15 protein-coding genes are annotated in these 16,419 nt (G+C 42.0%); 10 read left to right on the top strand and 5 right to left on the bottom strand.

Translation table 11 applies throughout. The features are described 5' to 3' along the window. Positions 1 to 16: 16 nt before the first annotated feature. Both IEV27_RS18715 and IEV27_RS18710 read right to left on the bottom strand, forming a co-directional pair. Positions 17 to 1,381, bottom strand: coding sequence for an LVIVD repeat-containing protein (locus IEV27_RS18715; RefSeq protein ID WP_188379043.1), 1,365 nt, complete (start codon positions 1,379 to 1,381; stop codon positions 17 to 19). Between the two features lie 201 nt (positions 1,382 to 1,582). Further along, a complete protein-coding gene (locus IEV27_RS18710) occupies positions 1,583 to 1,969 on the bottom strand; it encodes a hypothetical protein (RefSeq protein ID WP_209488440.1) in 387 nt (128 codons plus the stop codon). A gap of 143 nt (positions 1,970 to 2,112) precedes the next feature. Here IEV27_RS18710 and IEV27_RS18705 point away from each other — a divergent pair, with 143 nt between their 5' ends. From IEV27_RS18705 to IEV27_RS18690, 4 genes are all read left to right on the top strand, one after another. Continuing rightward, positions 2,113 to 3,066, top strand: a complete 954-nt coding sequence (locus IEV27_RS18705) for an MBL fold metallo-hydrolase (RefSeq protein WP_188379042.1) — start codon at positions 2,113 to 2,115, stop codon at positions 3,064 to 3,066. Then, positions 3,063 to 3,494, top strand: a complete 432-nt coding sequence (locus IEV27_RS18700; RefSeq protein WP_188379041.1) for a VOC family protein — start codon at positions 3,063 to 3,065, stop codon at positions 3,492 to 3,494. The genes IEV27_RS18705 and IEV27_RS18700 overlap by 4 nt, the downstream gene beginning before the upstream one ends. A gap of 82 nt (positions 3,495 to 3,576) precedes the next feature. Continuing rightward, positions 3,577 to 3,945 (top strand): hypothetical protein, encoded by a 369-nt coding sequence (locus tag IEV27_RS18695; RefSeq protein WP_188379040.1) that lies wholly within the window; start codon positions 3,577 to 3,579, stop codon positions 3,943 to 3,945. A 16-nt stretch (positions 3,946 to 3,961) separates the two neighbouring features. Continuing rightward, positions 3,962 to 4,969, top strand: a complete 1,008-nt coding sequence (locus IEV27_RS18690) for a Gfo/Idh/MocA family protein (protein WP_188379039.1) — start codon at positions 3,962 to 3,964, stop codon at positions 4,967 to 4,969. Positions 4,970 to 5,498: 529 nt separating this feature from the next. On the opposite strand, the gene IEV27_RS18685 is transcribed toward IEV27_RS18690, so the two are convergent. After that, a complete protein-coding gene (locus IEV27_RS18685; RefSeq protein WP_188379038.1) occupies positions 5,499 to 7,289 on the bottom strand; it encodes an LTA synthase family protein in 1,791 nt (596 codons plus the stop codon). 259 nt (positions 7,290 to 7,548) lie between these two features. On the opposite strand from IEV27_RS18685, the gene cydD reads away from it, so the two are divergent. The 3 genes from cydD to IEV27_RS18670 all read left to right on the top strand — a co-directional run bounded on the left by cydD (position 7,549) and on the right by IEV27_RS18670 (position 12,095). Further along, positions 7,549 to 9,279, top strand: a complete 1,731-nt coding sequence (gene cydD, locus IEV27_RS18680; RefSeq protein ID WP_188379037.1) for a thiol reductant ABC exporter subunit CydD — start codon at positions 7,549 to 7,551, stop codon at positions 9,277 to 9,279. Next, positions 9,276 to 10,991: a thiol reductant ABC exporter subunit CydC gene (cydC, locus tag IEV27_RS18675; protein WP_188379036.1), complete on the top strand. Its 1,716-nt coding sequence runs from the start codon at positions 9,276 to 9,278 to the stop codon at positions 10,989 to 10,991. Before cydD ends, cydC begins: the two co-directional genes overlap by 4 nt. A 471-nt stretch (positions 10,992 to 11,462) precedes the next feature. Next, complete coding sequence (locus IEV27_RS18670; protein ID WP_188379035.1) at positions 11,463 to 12,095, top strand: SIMPL domain-containing protein; 633 nt, start codon at positions 11,463 to 11,465, stop codon at positions 12,093 to 12,095. A 509-nt stretch (positions 12,096 to 12,604) separates the two neighbouring features. Here the strand turns inward: IEV27_RS18670 and IEV27_RS18665 are convergent. Continuing rightward, entirely contained in the window at positions 12,605 to 13,471 is an 867-nt protein-coding gene (locus IEV27_RS18665) for a permease (protein ID WP_188379034.1), read from the bottom strand. A 250-nt stretch (positions 13,472 to 13,721) separates the two neighbouring features. Beyond that, on the bottom strand, positions 13,722 to 14,024 hold the full coding sequence (locus tag IEV27_RS18660) for an ArsR/SmtB family transcription factor (protein WP_188379073.1): 303 nt from the start codon (positions 14,022 to 14,024) through the stop codon (positions 13,722 to 13,724). A gap of 250 nt (positions 14,025 to 14,274) precedes the next feature. Between IEV27_RS18660 and IEV27_RS18655 the strand changes: the two genes are divergently transcribed. From IEV27_RS18655 to arsC, 3 genes are read left to right on the top strand one after another with little or no spacing between them, the layout of a single operon-like run. Further along, a complete protein-coding gene (locus IEV27_RS18655; RefSeq protein ID WP_188379033.1) occupies positions 14,275 to 14,619 on the top strand; it encodes an ArsR/SmtB family transcription factor in 345 nt (114 codons plus the stop codon). 13 nt (positions 14,620 to 14,632) lie between these two features. Next, on the top strand, positions 14,633 to 15,928 hold the full coding sequence (locus IEV27_RS18650; RefSeq protein ID WP_188379032.1) for an arsenic transporter: 1,296 nt from the start codon (positions 14,633 to 14,635) through the stop codon (positions 15,926 to 15,928). A 29-nt stretch (positions 15,929 to 15,957) separates the two neighbouring features. Then, complete coding sequence (gene arsC / locus IEV27_RS18645; protein WP_188379031.1) at positions 15,958 to 16,377, top strand: arsenate reductase (thioredoxin); 420 nt, start codon at positions 15,958 to 15,960, stop codon at positions 16,375 to 16,377. Positions 16,378 to 16,419 lie beyond the last annotated feature (42 nt).

The following is a 16,419-nucleotide window of genomic DNA, read 5'->3' as shown; positions in this document are numbered from 1 at the left end:
GGAGGCAGTTTTTTTACTATTTGCTGTTGTTCTTTTGTAGAACCTTTAATCCGTTACCCATATCCGAAGCGAGGATATAGTTTCGATCTACATCAACGCCCCAGAAGTAGGCCCCTTCAGGCTGGTATTGACCTGTTTGAACCGGATTTGCAGGATCTGTAATGTCAGCGGCAATAAGACCGCCTGCATAGTGGGATAGGTATAAGGTGTTGCCGTGTACTTTAGGGTCGTGAACCGTGTTGGCAAATGTGATGCCATCTTCAACGTTATCAACTAAATCCGTCTTAAACGTACTCAGTTCTTTTGGATTAGCTGGGTCTTTAATATCAAAGATCCTTGTGTATCCGTACGATTCTTCATACCCCTCTTTAGTAGGGTTGTAGACTTCTCTCGTTTCAATCAATACGTTTCCACCCTTCGCTAAAGCTGCAGAGTGGGCAGATCCTTGTACATCAGGCGCGTAATCTGTGCGGCCTTCATATTTTACGTTATAAGGGTCAGAAATATCGAGAATGATCGTTCCTAAATCCCAGAAGGATAAGAGGGCCTTGTCCCCATTGGTATCGGACATGGCACTATGGTTGAAAACAGGTCTTGTTTTCCCATCTGGTGAATCCCAGTGATAGCCGTTAAAGTCATCGGATACTTCCGGAAGTATACGAGGATCAAATTCATAAATGGTTTCTGGCTGCTTCGGATCTGAAACGTCTACTAACGCGAAGTCTTTACTCTCCCCATGAGTATAATAGTCGGCGTAAGGGTTAGCTGACAGTACAAATGGCTTGCCATTTTGTACAGTTAAGTATAATTCATGGGTTCCTGGAACACGCTTGTCCATTTCCCAGAAGCCAAGTTTTTCAGGGTTATGTGGGTCAGAGACATCATATAAAAGGAAGCCGCCTTTAGAATCGGGGTTATTTCTATTTAACTGCTGGACACTGACAGCAGCTAATTCTCCTTTGAATTCAGGTGTGTTTACAGATTTAACAATCACTTTTTCTTGCCACGTGCCAGGAATGTCGTCTGCAAACTTAGCGATTTCTTCAGGGTTCTTAGGATCCTTCATATCAAAGATTCGAACGCCGCCTTCTCCGCCGTTCTGTGTATGCGTACCTAAATAAGCATAGCCCTTGTGAGAATAAACGTCTGCTGTATTATTTTCGACCCCGTCATACTCTTTTAGAGGCGTCGCTGCAACTTCTTTCCAATTCGAAAGACTCTTGTTTCCTTCAATTTTAGGGATTTCATTTAGGTCCGCTTCATGAGCGCCTTTTTCAATCCCTACATCATCTAACATATCGTGAGCAAAAGCCGTAGGTGTAAATAAAGAGAAAGTCATGATACCAGCAAGCGTGGAATTCACTAAAAATTTTTTATTCATATTTTCCCTCCAATAGAAATAGTTTCCATTTATTATAGTAGCACAGTGTGAACAGTCCTTCATTAATTATTAGAAAAATAAGACAATTATCGTGTTATGTAACTTGAACGTGCCGGGTCATATTACCCTAAAATGGAAATCTAATCATGCTATGTACCTAAATATCGATAAAAAAAGAGAGGGCATTGTCCCTCTCTCTTTTTAATAATAAGGATAATACGGGTAGTAAGGGTAAGGTGAAAGGTACGGATATAATAGCAAGGACGTTAGCCCGGCTAGAGGTAAGATCGTTCTTCTGAAACGGCGAGCTCTTCTTCTTCCGAATCCACCGTACCCACCGTATCCCCCGTATCCCCCGCCATAAAATTGCCTGCTTTCATCTTCTGCATTCCCATTCTCATCAACCATTACATCTTCACTCATGAGCATGGTTACGTTCTCATCATTTGAATCTAAGATGATGCCATCAAATGACTGACCATCTTCCATCGTGCCCATTACGTGATAATATTTATATTTCTGACATTGGTGATGGGTGGGCTTCATTTGATGGTGGTATTGGGGATGCATATTTCGGTTTTCTGTCATAGTCATCAACTCCTCAAAACCATGATACGCACCCAGACCATAAGTGTGACAAAATCAAAATCAGAATTGTGTGACATTATTCGTTACATTCCTATCCATTATTTAGTAAACTAGAAGTAAGACTTTAAATGGGGTGATCTGATTTGAAGAAGAAAGATCCTATTAAATTTAGTGACCGGATTCATTTAATTGATGGTTTCGATTTAGGCATTCCTGGACGTACAGGCACCTATGTGATAGAAGAAGAGAATTTAACCCTCGTTGAAACAGGACCCAGCCCTTCTGTCCCACGCATAGTAGAAGGATTGAAGGACTTGGAGTTAGACCCTAAAGATGTTCGTTATTTGATCTTAACTCATATCCATCTGGATCACGCAGGGGGAGCGGGTCTTCTTCTAAAGGAGTGCCCTGAGGCTGAAGTTATTGTACATGAAAAAGGAAAACGCCATCTAGCAAATCCTTCACGTTTGATAGAGGGAGCGCGTGCTGTTTATGGGGATTCATTTGACCAACTATTTGATCCGATTTTACCAATTGAGGAAGAAAAGCTTATCGTAAAAGAGGAAGGGGATACTCTCGAAATCAGTCCTGATTGTACGTTGAAGTTCTTTGACACACCTGGTCATGCCAATCATCATCTAGGTATTTACGATCCGGTTAGTAATGGCATTTTTACAGGGGATACAGCTGGTATTCGCTATCACCAAACGTTGGATTATGGAGTGACGTTTTATCTTCCTAGTACTTCACCGAACCAGTTTGATCCAGAAGAAATGAAGCAATCTATTCAACGCTTTAGAGATCTAAAAGTTGATCATATCTATTTTGGTCATTTTGGAAAAACAGATGAGCCTGAAGCAGCATTTAATCAGGTAGTGGAGTGGATTCCAAAGTTTGTCGAAGCGGGTGAAGAAGCGCTGGTAAATGGAAATGGAATAGAGGGTGTAAAGAATCGCCTGTATGAAAAAGTGAATGCATACTTACGGGAGCTTCAAATACCTGATGATCACCCCGTATACGAGGTCATTCAGTTGGATATCGAGGTTTGTGCCATGGGGCTGGTTGATTACTTAAGAAAAAAGGAGAGAAACCGATGAACAGAGTGAATCTAATTACTCTTGGTGTAAAGGATATGAAACGATCGGTTGCGTTTTATCGAGATCATCTTGGGTTTTCTACTTCTGAAACGAAAGATAACCCTGAAATTATTTTCTTTAACAACCCAGGGTCTAAACTTGCTTTATACCCATTAGATGAGCTCGCGAAGGATATTGATGAACAAAAGCCACCCCAGCGGAGCGGGTTTTCTGGAATCACACTCGCTTATAATGCAAAATCTGAACAGGAAGTCGACGACATGATGAAGAAGGCTGAAGCAGCTGGTGCTCGTCTTGTAAAGCCTCCGGAAAAAGTGTTCTGGGGCGGATACAGCGGATATTTCACCGATCCCGATGGCTATTATTGGGAAGTGGCCTATGGGGAGATGTGGGAGTTCGATGAGAGTGATATGCTGATTGTGAACTAAAGGAGGGTGTACCATCAATCCGGTATATAAAAATTTCCCTTATGCGGCTAGCAAAAAGTGGACGAAAAAAGGATGGAATTCATTGCTTGGCATCTTTTCCGGTGCAGGTTTTATATTGTTGGACGCTTTTTTGTACGGAAGTCTTCCTATTTTCTTTGTCTATCTTGCCATCGCCATATTTTTTAGTGGACTCTGGCAAATGGTTCAGTATTTCCGAATGCCGGAAAAGGATTATGTTCGTTTAGAAAAAGACCATATCACGTTAGATAAAGGAGCGCTCCTTCCTCGAAAAACGGTTCATTTTGATCGAGTGGAACGACTAGCAGAAATAAATGATGTGATGTTATTGAAAATGGAAAACGGACAGGAACAGGAGATTTACACAGAGTGGTTAGCTCATGAGGATACGAAAGAATTAAGAATCTCTCTTAAAGAGCGGATTAATACATAGCGTAAAGGTGGTCCTAATGATTAGAGTTGCATTATTAAGTAAATGGCATGTACACGCAGTAGACTACGCCAACCAAGCTAAGGAAATAGAGGATATATCCATTGAACTGGTTTGGGATGAAAATGCGCAGCGCGGAGAAGAATGGGGGAAAGAGTTAGGTGTGCCCTTTGAAGCTGACTTAGAGAACGTGTTATCGAACCCATCGATCGATGGCGTCATTATAACTACCCCTACTGTGGATCATAAGTACATCATGATAGAAGCGGCGAAACATGGAAAACACATCTTCACTGAGAAAGTTCTAGCTTTGACGGTGGAGGACTGTGATGCCATTCTTTCTGAGGTGGAAAAGGCAGAGGTAGAATTAATGATTTCACTCCCAAGGTTAGTAGAGAATTATTATTTATATGCACAAAAAGCAGTCGATCAAGGGTGGCTGGGGCAATTAACGATGATCCGTTGTCGTGTGGCTCACAATGGAGCTGTTGCTACAAATGAGAATCCTGAAGGCTGGCTGCCTCAGCACTTTTATGAACAAGAAAAAACAGGAGGCGGAGCTTTAATTGACCTTGGTGCTCATTCCATTTATTTAGCGAATCGACTGGCAGGCACGCCACATGCAGTAATGGCTCGTTTGCAGTCTGTCTTTCACCCAGGGATCGATGACCAGGCCGCAGCGTTTGTGGAATATGAATCGGGAGTTCTTGGGGTACTTGAAACAAGCTTTGTCTCCTCTGGAAGCCCTTTTCAGCTGGAGGTTTATGGAACAGAAGGGACCATTCTTATCGAACAAAATACGGTTCGGATAAAGAGCGCTCAATTTGAGAGTGATCAGTGGATGTATCCCGAAGATTTACCGGATCCGTTACCAATGCCTATGAAGCAGTGGGTTAAAGCAATTCAAGAGGGACATGAGCCAACGATAACGAAAGAGGATGCTCTTAAATTAACACTCGTTAATCAAGGCGCTGTAAAGTCACAAGAATATGGACAGCGAATCGATTTGACCCAATTAAAACAATAAAGAAAATGTGGCCGAGCCCACGGAGGGTGAAGTATAATGAGGACACTGAAAAACTAAAGGTACATGAAAGATAGAATTTAAAAAGCGGCCTGTGTGGAATTTAATTTCCACACAGGCCGCTTTTCTTCTAACTTTTAAGAGATTTGCGCCTTCTATTCCTTCATAAGTTTAACGATTCGTTTCCATCTTATATCGTTCTTTAGCAAGACAACGTATAGATGGTGTTTAGGGGCAGATATTTGAACACAAATGGGTTTTAGATTGATCTCTGTTGATGCCACGATGAGCGTTCGGGGGTGACGCCTGCGGGAACAGCGCGAGCCGAAGATCCACTTGGTCAAGTGAACTTCTTGACCAAGTTAGCTGAGGCCGTGCCCGCGGCAAGCATCCACCGACAAGCGATTCGTGAGGCTCTTTAAGATTAGATAGGACTATTTCAGGGGCCTCAAGTATAATACTTTCCGAACAGATTTCAATAGAATCGTTCGGATTATTTTCTGCTTTATTCAGTTTTGTCCAAACTCATTCTTTATTCAGATAAATGGTTGAAATTCGACTTTATTAATCGCTCGGATACTTCTAACGTTTCAAAATGGCCAGGTTGATAATCGGTTACTTTGCGATCTTGTCCGATCACAATACGTTCGCCATAGTCCCCTCGCAAAAGAAAGACGTCTTCGTTCATAAAACGGTTAATATTGTGCCCGAGAGCGGTAGTCTCGTCTGGAAGGCCGAACCAATCACGAAGAGTGGGGGCTGTATCGATTTGACCGGCGACATCAGTAACGTGCAGAGGTTTTTTTAAGTCAGTACTTGAAACGATAAAAGGGACGGACGTGAAATCAGTACGCCATTGCTCTTCTGTAATGGCCCGGCCGTTCCACTGCTCAACTTCACTTTTTGTTTCTTTAAAAACGCCGTTATGGTCTCCATAAACGACGACCACCGTGTCTTCCATCTGCCCCTCCTCTTCAAGTTTCTTCAAGAATTCACCTAAATAATGATCGGTGTAGTGTATACTTTCAAAATAGTTTCCGAGGGATGTATGCTTTGTTTCTCCGGTATTTATTAACTTCTCGTCTTCCGGAATTAAAAATGGAGTGTGAGAGGTTAATGTAATAAGGCTCGCGACGTAAGGCTTTGGCAGCTCCTGCAAGTGATTGACCGTTTGTTCAAAAAAGGCTTCATCGCTAAGTCCCATGCCTAGAGCATGTTCTTCAACGTCTTCGTAATCATCAATATCATAATAGCGGTCAAACCCCATTGAAGGATAAACCGCATCACGGTTCCAGAAGGTTCCTTCATCCCCATGAAAAGCGGTGGTTGTATACCCTTCTTCTTTGAAATCCTTGGCTAAAGATGGGTAATCTACCATTGGGTATCGAAAAAAAGTACTTCCCTCTTTTAATGGATAGAGGCTATTAAAAACGAGAAGCTCTGCATCTGAGCTGTTGCCTTCTGCGGTTTGAGGGTAATAATTTTCAAAAGAAAGTCCTGATTCCACGAGCCGATTTAAGGTTGGAGTAATTTCTTGTCCATTCACTTCTTGTCCAATAACAAACTGTTGAAGGGATTCAAACTGAATCATTAATAAGTTTTTCCCTTCAAATAAGCCAGGCATGAGTAAGGGATCTTCTCTTGGAACCGCTCGATCTTCACTTGCCAGCAATTCATTAATTTCTTCTTTTTCATCAGCTGAAAGTTCCAGAACTTGCTGAGACGTTAAAAACTCGATCCAATCAATGGCTTGATGCCCAATCACCCCATAATTACTTAGATGAGAGTCTGATGTATATTTCTTAAGTAAAAGATGACCTTTGCCGTTTACTTGCATCGAGATCGGCTTTAAAGATAAAAAAAGAACCGCAAGAACAACCACCGCAGCGAATGGCTTCAATCGTCTGTTTACAGGAGCAGATGCGTAGGACGTGTTCCGCTTCTCATACAGCATCCATCCTCCCAACAGAATAAGGTCGGTGAAAAATAGAATATGCCATCCGGCCATTTGGCTGAAAATGCTCTCTGACATCCCTGATAGGTTTGACGTTTGCAGCGCCACATAGGAAGAAAACGGAGTATGAAAGTAATCCATATATAAATAAGATGACCAACAGTAAAAGCTAATGATTAATGAGAGAATGGCTCCATACCAGAGGAAGTACTTTTTCATAAGAAGCATAACGCTGAACACGAGGAGGGAGAAGCTTAATGAGACAAGCAAAGCTCCTTTCGACACACTGTCGAGCAGATAATGACTGACGCCTGTTAATTTAACGAAAGCAGCTAGGGTGAATAGGCCAAACCAAATCAATCGATTCAAACGAAACACGTCCTTTATTAATATATGGTTTTAGTATGAGTTTGTAAGAGAGATTTATCAGTGAAGATTTACATTCATCAGTCGAAATAAAAAATGAATACCAGAGAAAAAGCATGACTACCTAGAAAACCGAATATAACGGTGACACTTTTGATAGAATGGAAGTAGATCAAACAAAACGATTCACAAATAAAGCATGACTATAATATAATCACTATGTGAAATATTTCACTAATTGAAATGATAGGAGCTATTCCTTATGAAGCACCTAAAACATATTGCCTTCTCGCAACGATCGGTCATCTATACGCTCGTGTTGATCTCACTGCTTATGGGGGCAGCAATTATTGCTCAAGCCTACTATTTCGTTGCCGTCATAGAAGGTGTCTTTCTAAATAACGCAGCGTTTCAGTCTGTTATTCCGCTGTTGATTGGATTATTCTTTGTTCTGGTTGTAAGGGCGGCGTTGACGTACCTTTCAGGCAGAACTGGGGTAAAGCTAGCAGCTAAAGCGAAAAATGAGTTCAGAAAATCACTAGTCAATAAGTTTTCCCAAAATCCTGTTCAGGCTTCGATGCAGGGCCAGTCAGGAAGAAAAATTAGTGTGTTAATGGATGCAACTGACGATGTAGACAGCTATTTTAGCAGCTACGTGCCACAAATGATTCAAACGGCGATCGTGCCTATTATTATCTTGGTCGCCGTGTTCACGCAGCACATCTACTCGGGATTAATTATGCTCATTACAGCACCGTTTATTCCTTTTTTTATGGCTCTTATTGGAGTGATGACAAAAAAGAAATCAGAAGAACAGTTAGAAAAGCTTGCGGCTTTTTCAGGAAGGTTTCTTGATACGCTGCAAGGGTTAACAACACTTAAGCTGTTTGGGAGGGCCAGAAAGCAGAGAGAGCTTATCGAAGAAAGCAGCCTCGGCTTCCGGGACGCAACCATGGAAGTGTTGAAAGTAGCGTTTGTTTCCTCCTTAATGCTGGAGTTTATTTCGATGCTCAGCATCGGTTTAATTGCGATGGAAATTGCCATTCGCTTAGTTGTTTATGAAAATATATCTTTCTTCTCCGCTTTTTTTATATTGATTTTAGCTCCTGAATTCTATCAATTGTTAAAGGACGCGGGGAGTGCTTTTCACTCCGGAAGAGGGAGTATTGTAGCTGCTCAAAAAGTGACGGAGGAATTAGAAGAACCAACTCCTCATGTGGAATGGGGAAGTTCACAGTTAATAACAGGTACAGCCCCTCCTGCTATTGAACTTGCTGGAGTGAGCTTCAGCTACCACGATGAGGGCTTTGCTCTAAAACCTATAGACGCTCAAATTGCTCCCTATCATCAGGTAGCCATTGTTGGACGAACGGGCTCAGGAAAAACAACATTGCTTCATGTTATAGCTGGATTAATGGCCCCTACAGAGGGACAAGTAAGAGTGAATGAGCAGCCTCTATTCGAATATGAAGAACAAGAATGGTTTAATCAGCTTAGCTATATATCTCAGCACCCTTATTTATTCTCAGGAACGATTGCTGACAATATTGCTGTTGGTTCAAGTGGGGCTAGTCGGGAGCAAATCGTAAAAGCGGCTGAAAAAGCTGGAATTGCTTCATTTATCGAATCTCTTGAACAGGGGTTTGACACACCCGTTGGAGAAGCGGGGAGAGGCCTTTCTGGAGGAGAGAAACAACGGGTAGCGATTGCAAGGGCCTTTTTAAAACGTCCTTCTGTGATTTTGTTTGATGAGCCGACAACAGGCCTTGATCTGCAAACGGAAAAAATCCTCCAACGTTCGCTAGAAGAATTGTCTCAATCGTCTACTGTAATTACGGTGGCTCATCGCTTGCACACGATCCAAGCAGCAGATCAAATTTTGTTGTTAGACGAGGGACGGTTAATTGGAAGCGGAACACATGAAGACTTGCTCCAAACAGTTCCGTACTATCGGAATATGGTTTCCGTCCAGCAAGGAGGGGAAGCACGTTGAAAGATTTAGGTATTGTAGTCAAGCTTGTTATGCTTGAGCAAAAGGATATATTGCTTTCCATCTTTTTTGGATTTTTAGCCGGAATTGCTGCTGTCGGTTTGTTTGCTTCGAGCGGTTATCTGATCTCGCGCGCGGCATTCGTACCTCCGTTGTACGCGTTGACGGTGGTCATCGCTATCCTCAAATTATTTGGGTTTACGAGAGCTTTGAGTCGATATGCAGAGCGGTATTTCTCACACCGCGCCACATTTTCCATACTTAGTCACTTACGGGTTTCTTTTTATAAAAAGATTGAACCGCTCGCACCGCAGATTTTTCAAAAGTACAGAAGCGGAGATTTATTATCCCGAATCGTCGGTGATGTAGAAAGTTTGCAAAACTTCTTCCTGCGCGTGTATTATCCACCAATTGTGCTCGTTATTGTTTTTTTAAGTACAATTGTGTTTACTACGTTTTATTCATTGGCTATAGCTATCGTGCTGCTGCTCGGTCTATTGCTTACTGGGTTTGTTGTACCCGCTTTGTTTACTATTAGACAAAAGCGGATTAATACTCAAGTGCGGGAAAACAGAGGGGCTCTCTCTACTGAGGCAGCAGAACTGCTCTACGGTTATCGTGATCTAAAAATCTATCAAAAACTTGAAGAAAAAGAAGAGCAGCTTCTTCATGCTTCTCACAAATATGTGAATGAACAAGAAAGGGAAGGGTTACACTCCACGTTCAGCCATTCTATGAACACGATGGTGTCGCTTATTATTTCTTGGTTTGTTCTTGGGCTAGGGGCATGGCTGGTGGTGGAAGACGATTTAAATGGGATTTTTCTTGCGATGCTTGTGATGGTTTCGCTCACCGTATTTGAAAATGCAACGCCGATGGCCGTGTTTCCCGTTCATTTAGAGGACAGCAGACGTGCGTCTAATCGATTATTCTCTGTGGTCCGGGAAGAGCCTGCTAAAGAGCCGGAATCACCTGTACGCCTCTCTGTGGACCAAGCCCCTTCCATTCGCTTTCATGATGTGAGCTTTTCGTTTAATGGAGAGAAAAGGCAAGCCTTGGAAAAGGTGAATGTAAGCATCCCACAAGGATCAAAAACAGCGATAGTAGGAGCGAGCGGATCCGGAAAATCTACACTGCTTCAATTGCTGCTCAACATTCATCCTTATCAGGAAGGTGACATTCAATTAAATGATGTGAGTCTTAATAAGGTGGAACGCGAGGAGCTTTGGGCTCGCTCGAACGTGGTGTTACAGGAAAATCACTTTTTCTACGGCAGCATACGGCACAACTTAGAGGTCGCTGCAGAAGGGCTCGGCGATCATGTGCTCATCGAAGCGCTGCAAAAAGTAAAGCTTGATCATTTTTCACTAGAAGATGAAGTACTGGAACGCGGTGAAAATCTGTCTGGGGGAGAGAAGCAGCGTTTAGCGATAGCGCGTGCTATGCTGAAGGGAGAGAGGTTATGGCTGCTAGATGAACCGACGTCTTCAGTGGACGCCTTAACGGAGAAAATGTTGTATGAGGAGTTATTTGCTCAAGCGAAAGAGGATACGGTTCTTCTTGTCAGTCATCGTCTGGCCGGCCTTGAGAAAATGGATCAGATTATAGTAATGGAACAAGGAGAAGTGGTGGAATCCGGGACGTTTCGTGAGCTCATGGCTCAGCAAGGTTACTTCTATGAGATGAAGCAGATTGAAAAGAGCGTTTTTCTATAAGGGGGAAAAGACTTAGGTCTTTCTTCTCAGCTTGTGGGGAAACATGTGGTTTTCCTCAAGCTTTTTTCTTGCCGCCAGAAGCCAAAGACCCTTACCTTTCCGCGGACGAGCGCCCGAGCTTCCTCGCAAACCCCGCGCTCGGCGATCTCGGCTCACTCGTTCTTCCGCAGGAGTGGAAGGGTCCTAGCTCCTTGGAAGTCCCTAAGTCAGAAAAACACTCTCCTTCACCTGGCTCACCCTAGCTAGGTGGAGGACAGTCTTTTTCATGTTTTGACAGGCAGCCGTCATCAACGCCTGTTCCTTTTCCCAAGACTCTAAAGGAGGAACCATGATATACCGTGTTCATCAAAGCTTTCTCAACAGACTAAGGCAGAACGACTTCGGTCGTTCTGCTTTTTTTATGTGAGGAATAGATTGTTTATGAGTGGATATGTTTTGTGTTCGGATTTCTAAATAGAAAGGTGGAATGGAATGAATCATCAAAGCATGCAAAAGCGCGTAATGACAGTAACGGGAGAGGGAATTGCATCGGCTCAGCCAAATGTAGCTTCTATTCAGATCGGTGTGGTTACAGAATCGATGAATCTTACGCAGGCGCAGCAAGAAAATGCACGAATGATGGAACGAGTCATCGCCTCGATTGTAAACCTAGGGGTTCCCCGGGCTTCCATTCAAACGAGTGAATATACGATTCTTCCTCAATATGACTATGATAGCGGGACCCAAGTGTTTAGAGGATATGAAGTAACAAACATGATTACAGTCACGAATGAAAATATTGCTCAAACAGGGGAAATTATTGATACCGCAGTGCAAAATGGAGCGAATCGGGTTTCTACGATCCAATTCTCTGTAAAGAATCCAGAAGCACTATATCAGCAGGCGTTATCAGTAGCCTTGAGAGATGCTTATCTCAAAGCTAATACACTGGCTGGAACGATGAGGGCCCGGCTCGATCCAGCTCCGATAAAAGTGATGGAAGGTGGAAAAGATGGTGCCATTCCTTTGGCTAAAGCAAGTACATTTGCAGCATCAACGCCGATTGAGCCAGGACAGTTAGAGATTGAAGCGGCTGTAGAAGTACAGTTTCTGTTCTTTGCGTAGAAATCAGGCTGCGACAAAACTGAATAAAGCATAAAATCATCCGAACGATTCTGTAGAACTCTGTTCGGATGATTTATGTTAAAAAGAATTTACAACACCGCTTCGTCAAAACACTTCGCTTTCCGTGGACACGGCCTCAGCACCGGGTACCGGTACCGAATTTCACACTTGGCCCTTCGCCCTTTTACAGCTTTTCTGTACCTGGTACCCTTATGCTCCCTCCCTGCAATAGAGTTGCACCACTGTTACGGTATTTTGACTACGCTAATCATCTGCGTTTATACAAGTGTTCGTTTTCTGGCATCACTGCTTTACTTATGTCCCAGCCTCATGGTCTAATATTTAATCAAACGTTTGTTTAACTGAAATCTGGCTCATTCAAAGAGAATTCAGCTATTTTTTAGTACAGCATTGTTCCTCTTTCACTTCTTTAATTTCTACTTTACAGCAGGACTTACTCTTCCTTTTGCCAAAGATCTTTTTCATAAGGCTCATTGAAAACTCCTCCTTTAAATAAGGTAAAATAAGAAACCGGAAACAGAAGACATAAATACTACGGACCCCACAAAGGCGATGACAAGTTTCTTTTTAAAAATGCTATGAAGCATGGTTACTTCAGGGAGGCTGGCTCCTGCTGAGCTAATCATAAGCGCCATAACGGGGCCTAGAGCCATCCCTTTAGCGACCATAATTTGAGAAATTGGTATCATTGTAGATAGCCGGATATAAAGAGGTAGTCCAATAATAGCGGCTATGGGAACGAGCCACCAATGCTCTTCTCCCATATAACTTGTGATCCAGGTGGTCGGTACGGCTCCGTAAATGAGAGCGCCAATGGCTGCTCCTAAAATAAGAAAGGGATAAACGGTTTTCATTAACTCCCATGTTTCCTTCCCAGCTAATCGAAAATTAAGGTTTTTATCTTGGCGGGAAGGCATGTTTTCTACTACGACGTTTCTTAATTGTCTTTCGAATCCTAAAGCACTTAATGAAAAACCAATCATAATGGAAAGTGTAATCGTAATCAGGCTATAAAACAGACTGACTTTCCACCCTAATAAATACGTCATGAGGGTAAGGATGGTTAAATCGAGAACAGGTGAAGCGAATAAGAAAATCATGACGATCGAGAATTTCACTTTATTGCGAAGCAAGTTAACGACAATAGGAATCGTCGAACACGAACAAAAAGGGGTGACAAAAGCGAAACCTACAGCAACAGCAGCTTGCAGGATTGGGTGGCTGTTATTCATAAGGTCTTCTATTTTTTGATAAGGGATGAATCCTTGTAAAAGGTTGAGAACAAATGAAATGCCAACAAACAAAAGGGTAAGTTCAAAGGCGATCTTTAGAAAGGTTTGGATAATATCTATCATAAATTCACCTCCATTCATCAAAAAAATTTTGATTAATTAGATGTTATGAACAACAGACACAGCAATCTGGCTGTTTTTTAGTAAAAAGCTTACTGAGTTGGTTTAGAGAAAAATGCGGGAATCGAAGGGGTTGCTCATGACGGAATTGACGGATCGAGTGGGCTATTTCTTCTCTGTGGACTTTTAGAAGTTCTTGATTCATAGTCATTCCTCCTTTCATCAATTTTTTTTGATTAATGAATTAAAAAAATTAATCGCGACGAAATAAACAACAAAGCTCTTCTGATAACAAATGGTTAAGTTCAGCGTGGTTCAGAGTATAATAACTCCAGGTACCTCGTGTTTCTTTTTCAATCAATTCAGCATCCATTAAAATCTTAAGGTGATAAGAAAGCTTTGATTGAGGCAGATCCAGCTGATCCGACAAATCACAAACGCATACTTCTTTCTGCCGTGTTATTTCATTTAGAATGTGTAGTCTTCTTTCATCGGCCAGCGCTTTAAACTTTCTCTCGTATTTACTAAAGGTGTGCTGTAATGATACGTCCGTCATCTGAAAGTCTTTGTTCACAATAATTGCTCCTTTCATCAAATTTTATTGATTAATCATAGTGTATGCTGTGGTCTCGATTATTGCAACTAATAAATCAAAAAAACTTGATTTACATAAACTTTACATTCTTATGGTGTACATGAATGTATAAGTATATTATTATGTGTTTGTATTAAATTAACGAGAAAAACCAAACATTAGACTTGCATATATAAGCATATGCTTATATTATGATAAACGAGGTGAGGGTATGGAAAAAACAATCATCGATATTGAAACAGCCGCACAGACGCTTAAGCTATTAGGGGATAAGACGCGTTTGACGATTATTGGCCTCATTAGTGAAGGGGAGTGCTGTGTGTGTGAATTTGTTGAGGTGCTGCAAATGAGTCAGCCTTCGGTCAGCCAGCATTTACGTAAACTGCGTGATGCAGGGTTGGTCAAAGAGAACCGGAAAGGTCAGTGGATTTTCTATTCATTAAATCAAGACCATGAAACCTATCCGATCATTCAGCAAATCTTAGAACAAATTCCAGATCAGATAGAAAAATTAAAGGCATTGGAGCAAGCAGGTTTGCGCATCCAATGCGATTAGTAGGGGGATTCTTTTGGGTTCAGCAATTTTAGCCACGGTTATATTTTTACTTACATTGATTTTAGTGATTTGGCAGCCAAAAAATTTAGGAATCGGCTGGTCTGCCTGCGGAGGAGCAATACTTGCTTTACTCGTAGGTGTCGTTGATTTTCAAGATGTTCTCGCCGTTACCGATATCGTGTGGAATGCTACGCTAGCTTTTATTGCCATTATTATTATTTCACTAATTCTTGATGAGATTGGGTTCTTTGAATGGGCGGCACTCCATATGGCGAGAATAGCGAAAGGCAACGGAACAAAAATGTTTGTTTACGTTACACTCCTTGGAGCTGTAGTTGCCGCTTTATTTGCGAACGATGGAGCTGCGCTTATTTTAACGCCTATTGTTTTAGCAATGGTAAGGAACTTGAATTTTAAAGAAACGATGATTCTTCCGTTTATTATGGCAAGTGGATTTATAGCTGATACCACTTCCTTGCCACTCGTAGTTAGTAACTTAGTTAACATTGTGTCGGCAGACTTTTTCGGAATAGGGTTTGTTGAATATGCTTCAAGAATGATTGTTCCAAACTTCTTTTCACTAGGTGCAAGTATACTCGTACTTTATCTATTCTTTAGAAAAGATATTCCGAGCAATTACAATTTAAGTGATCTGAAAGAACCGAAGGAAGCACTATTAGATCATAAAATGTTCCATCTCTCGTGGGTTGTTCTTGCTGTGTTACTCGTTGGTTATTTTGCGAGTGAGTCATTGGAAATTCCGGTATCAATCATTGCTGGGATCGTTGCCATTTTCTTCTTAATTATGGCGCGCAGAAGTCCAGTGGTAGAGACAGCAACAGTGATCAAAGGAGCACCATGGGCCATTGTATTTTTCTCTGTTGGAATGTACGTCGTCGTTTACGGATTGCGAAACGTTGGGTTAACTGATGTGCTGGCGGCATTAATTCAGTACACAGCCGACCAAGGAATGTTCGTAGCTACGGTTTCTATGGGATTCATTGCTGCGATTTTATCATCCGTTATGAATAACATGCCGACGGTTATGATCGACGCTCTTGCCATTGCCGATACAAATACGACGGGAACGATGCGTGAAGCATTGATATATGCCAATGTAATTGGTTCAGATTTAGGACCAAAGATTACACCGATTGGCTCGCTGGCCACATTGTTATGGCTGCATGTTCTTTCAACTAAAGGAGTTAAGATCTCCTGGGGATACTACTTTAAAGTAGGGGTGATCCTCACCGTACCAACCTTGTTTATTACATTAGTCGGTCTTTACTTGTGGCTGCTAATTATATAATTATTTTTAACAAAAAGGAGAAATGCATCATGTCTAAACCAGTCATTTACTTTCTATGTACAGGAAACTCTTGCCGCAGCCAGATGGCTGAAGGGTTTGGGAAAAAATATTTAGGAGATGAATTCGATGTCCGTTCTGCGGGTATTGAAGCACATGGCTTAAATCCTAATGCCGTCCGAGCGATGAACGAAGTGGATATTGATATTAGCGATCAAACATCCGATATTATCGATCCGGATATTTTAAACAACGCAGCTTACGCTATTACACTGTGTGGGGATGCAAACGACAAATGTCCAATGACGCCTCCGCATGTAACACGCTTCCACTGGGGATTTGACGATCCTGCTAAAGCAGAAGGTACAGAAGAAGAAAAGTGGGCGGTTTTCCAACGAGTGCGTGATCAAATTAGTGATCGTATTCAAACATTTGCTAAAGATAAAGAATAAATAACAAAAGCCGAGAGAGCCTCTCGGCTTTTCTTAAAAGGA

The organism is Halobacillus andaensis, from assembly GCF_014636475.1.
Lineage (GTDB): Bacteria > Bacillota > Bacilli > Bacillales > Halobacillaceae > Halobacillus_A > Halobacillus_A andaensis.
This window is presented reverse-complemented; position numbering and strand designations above follow the sequence as displayed.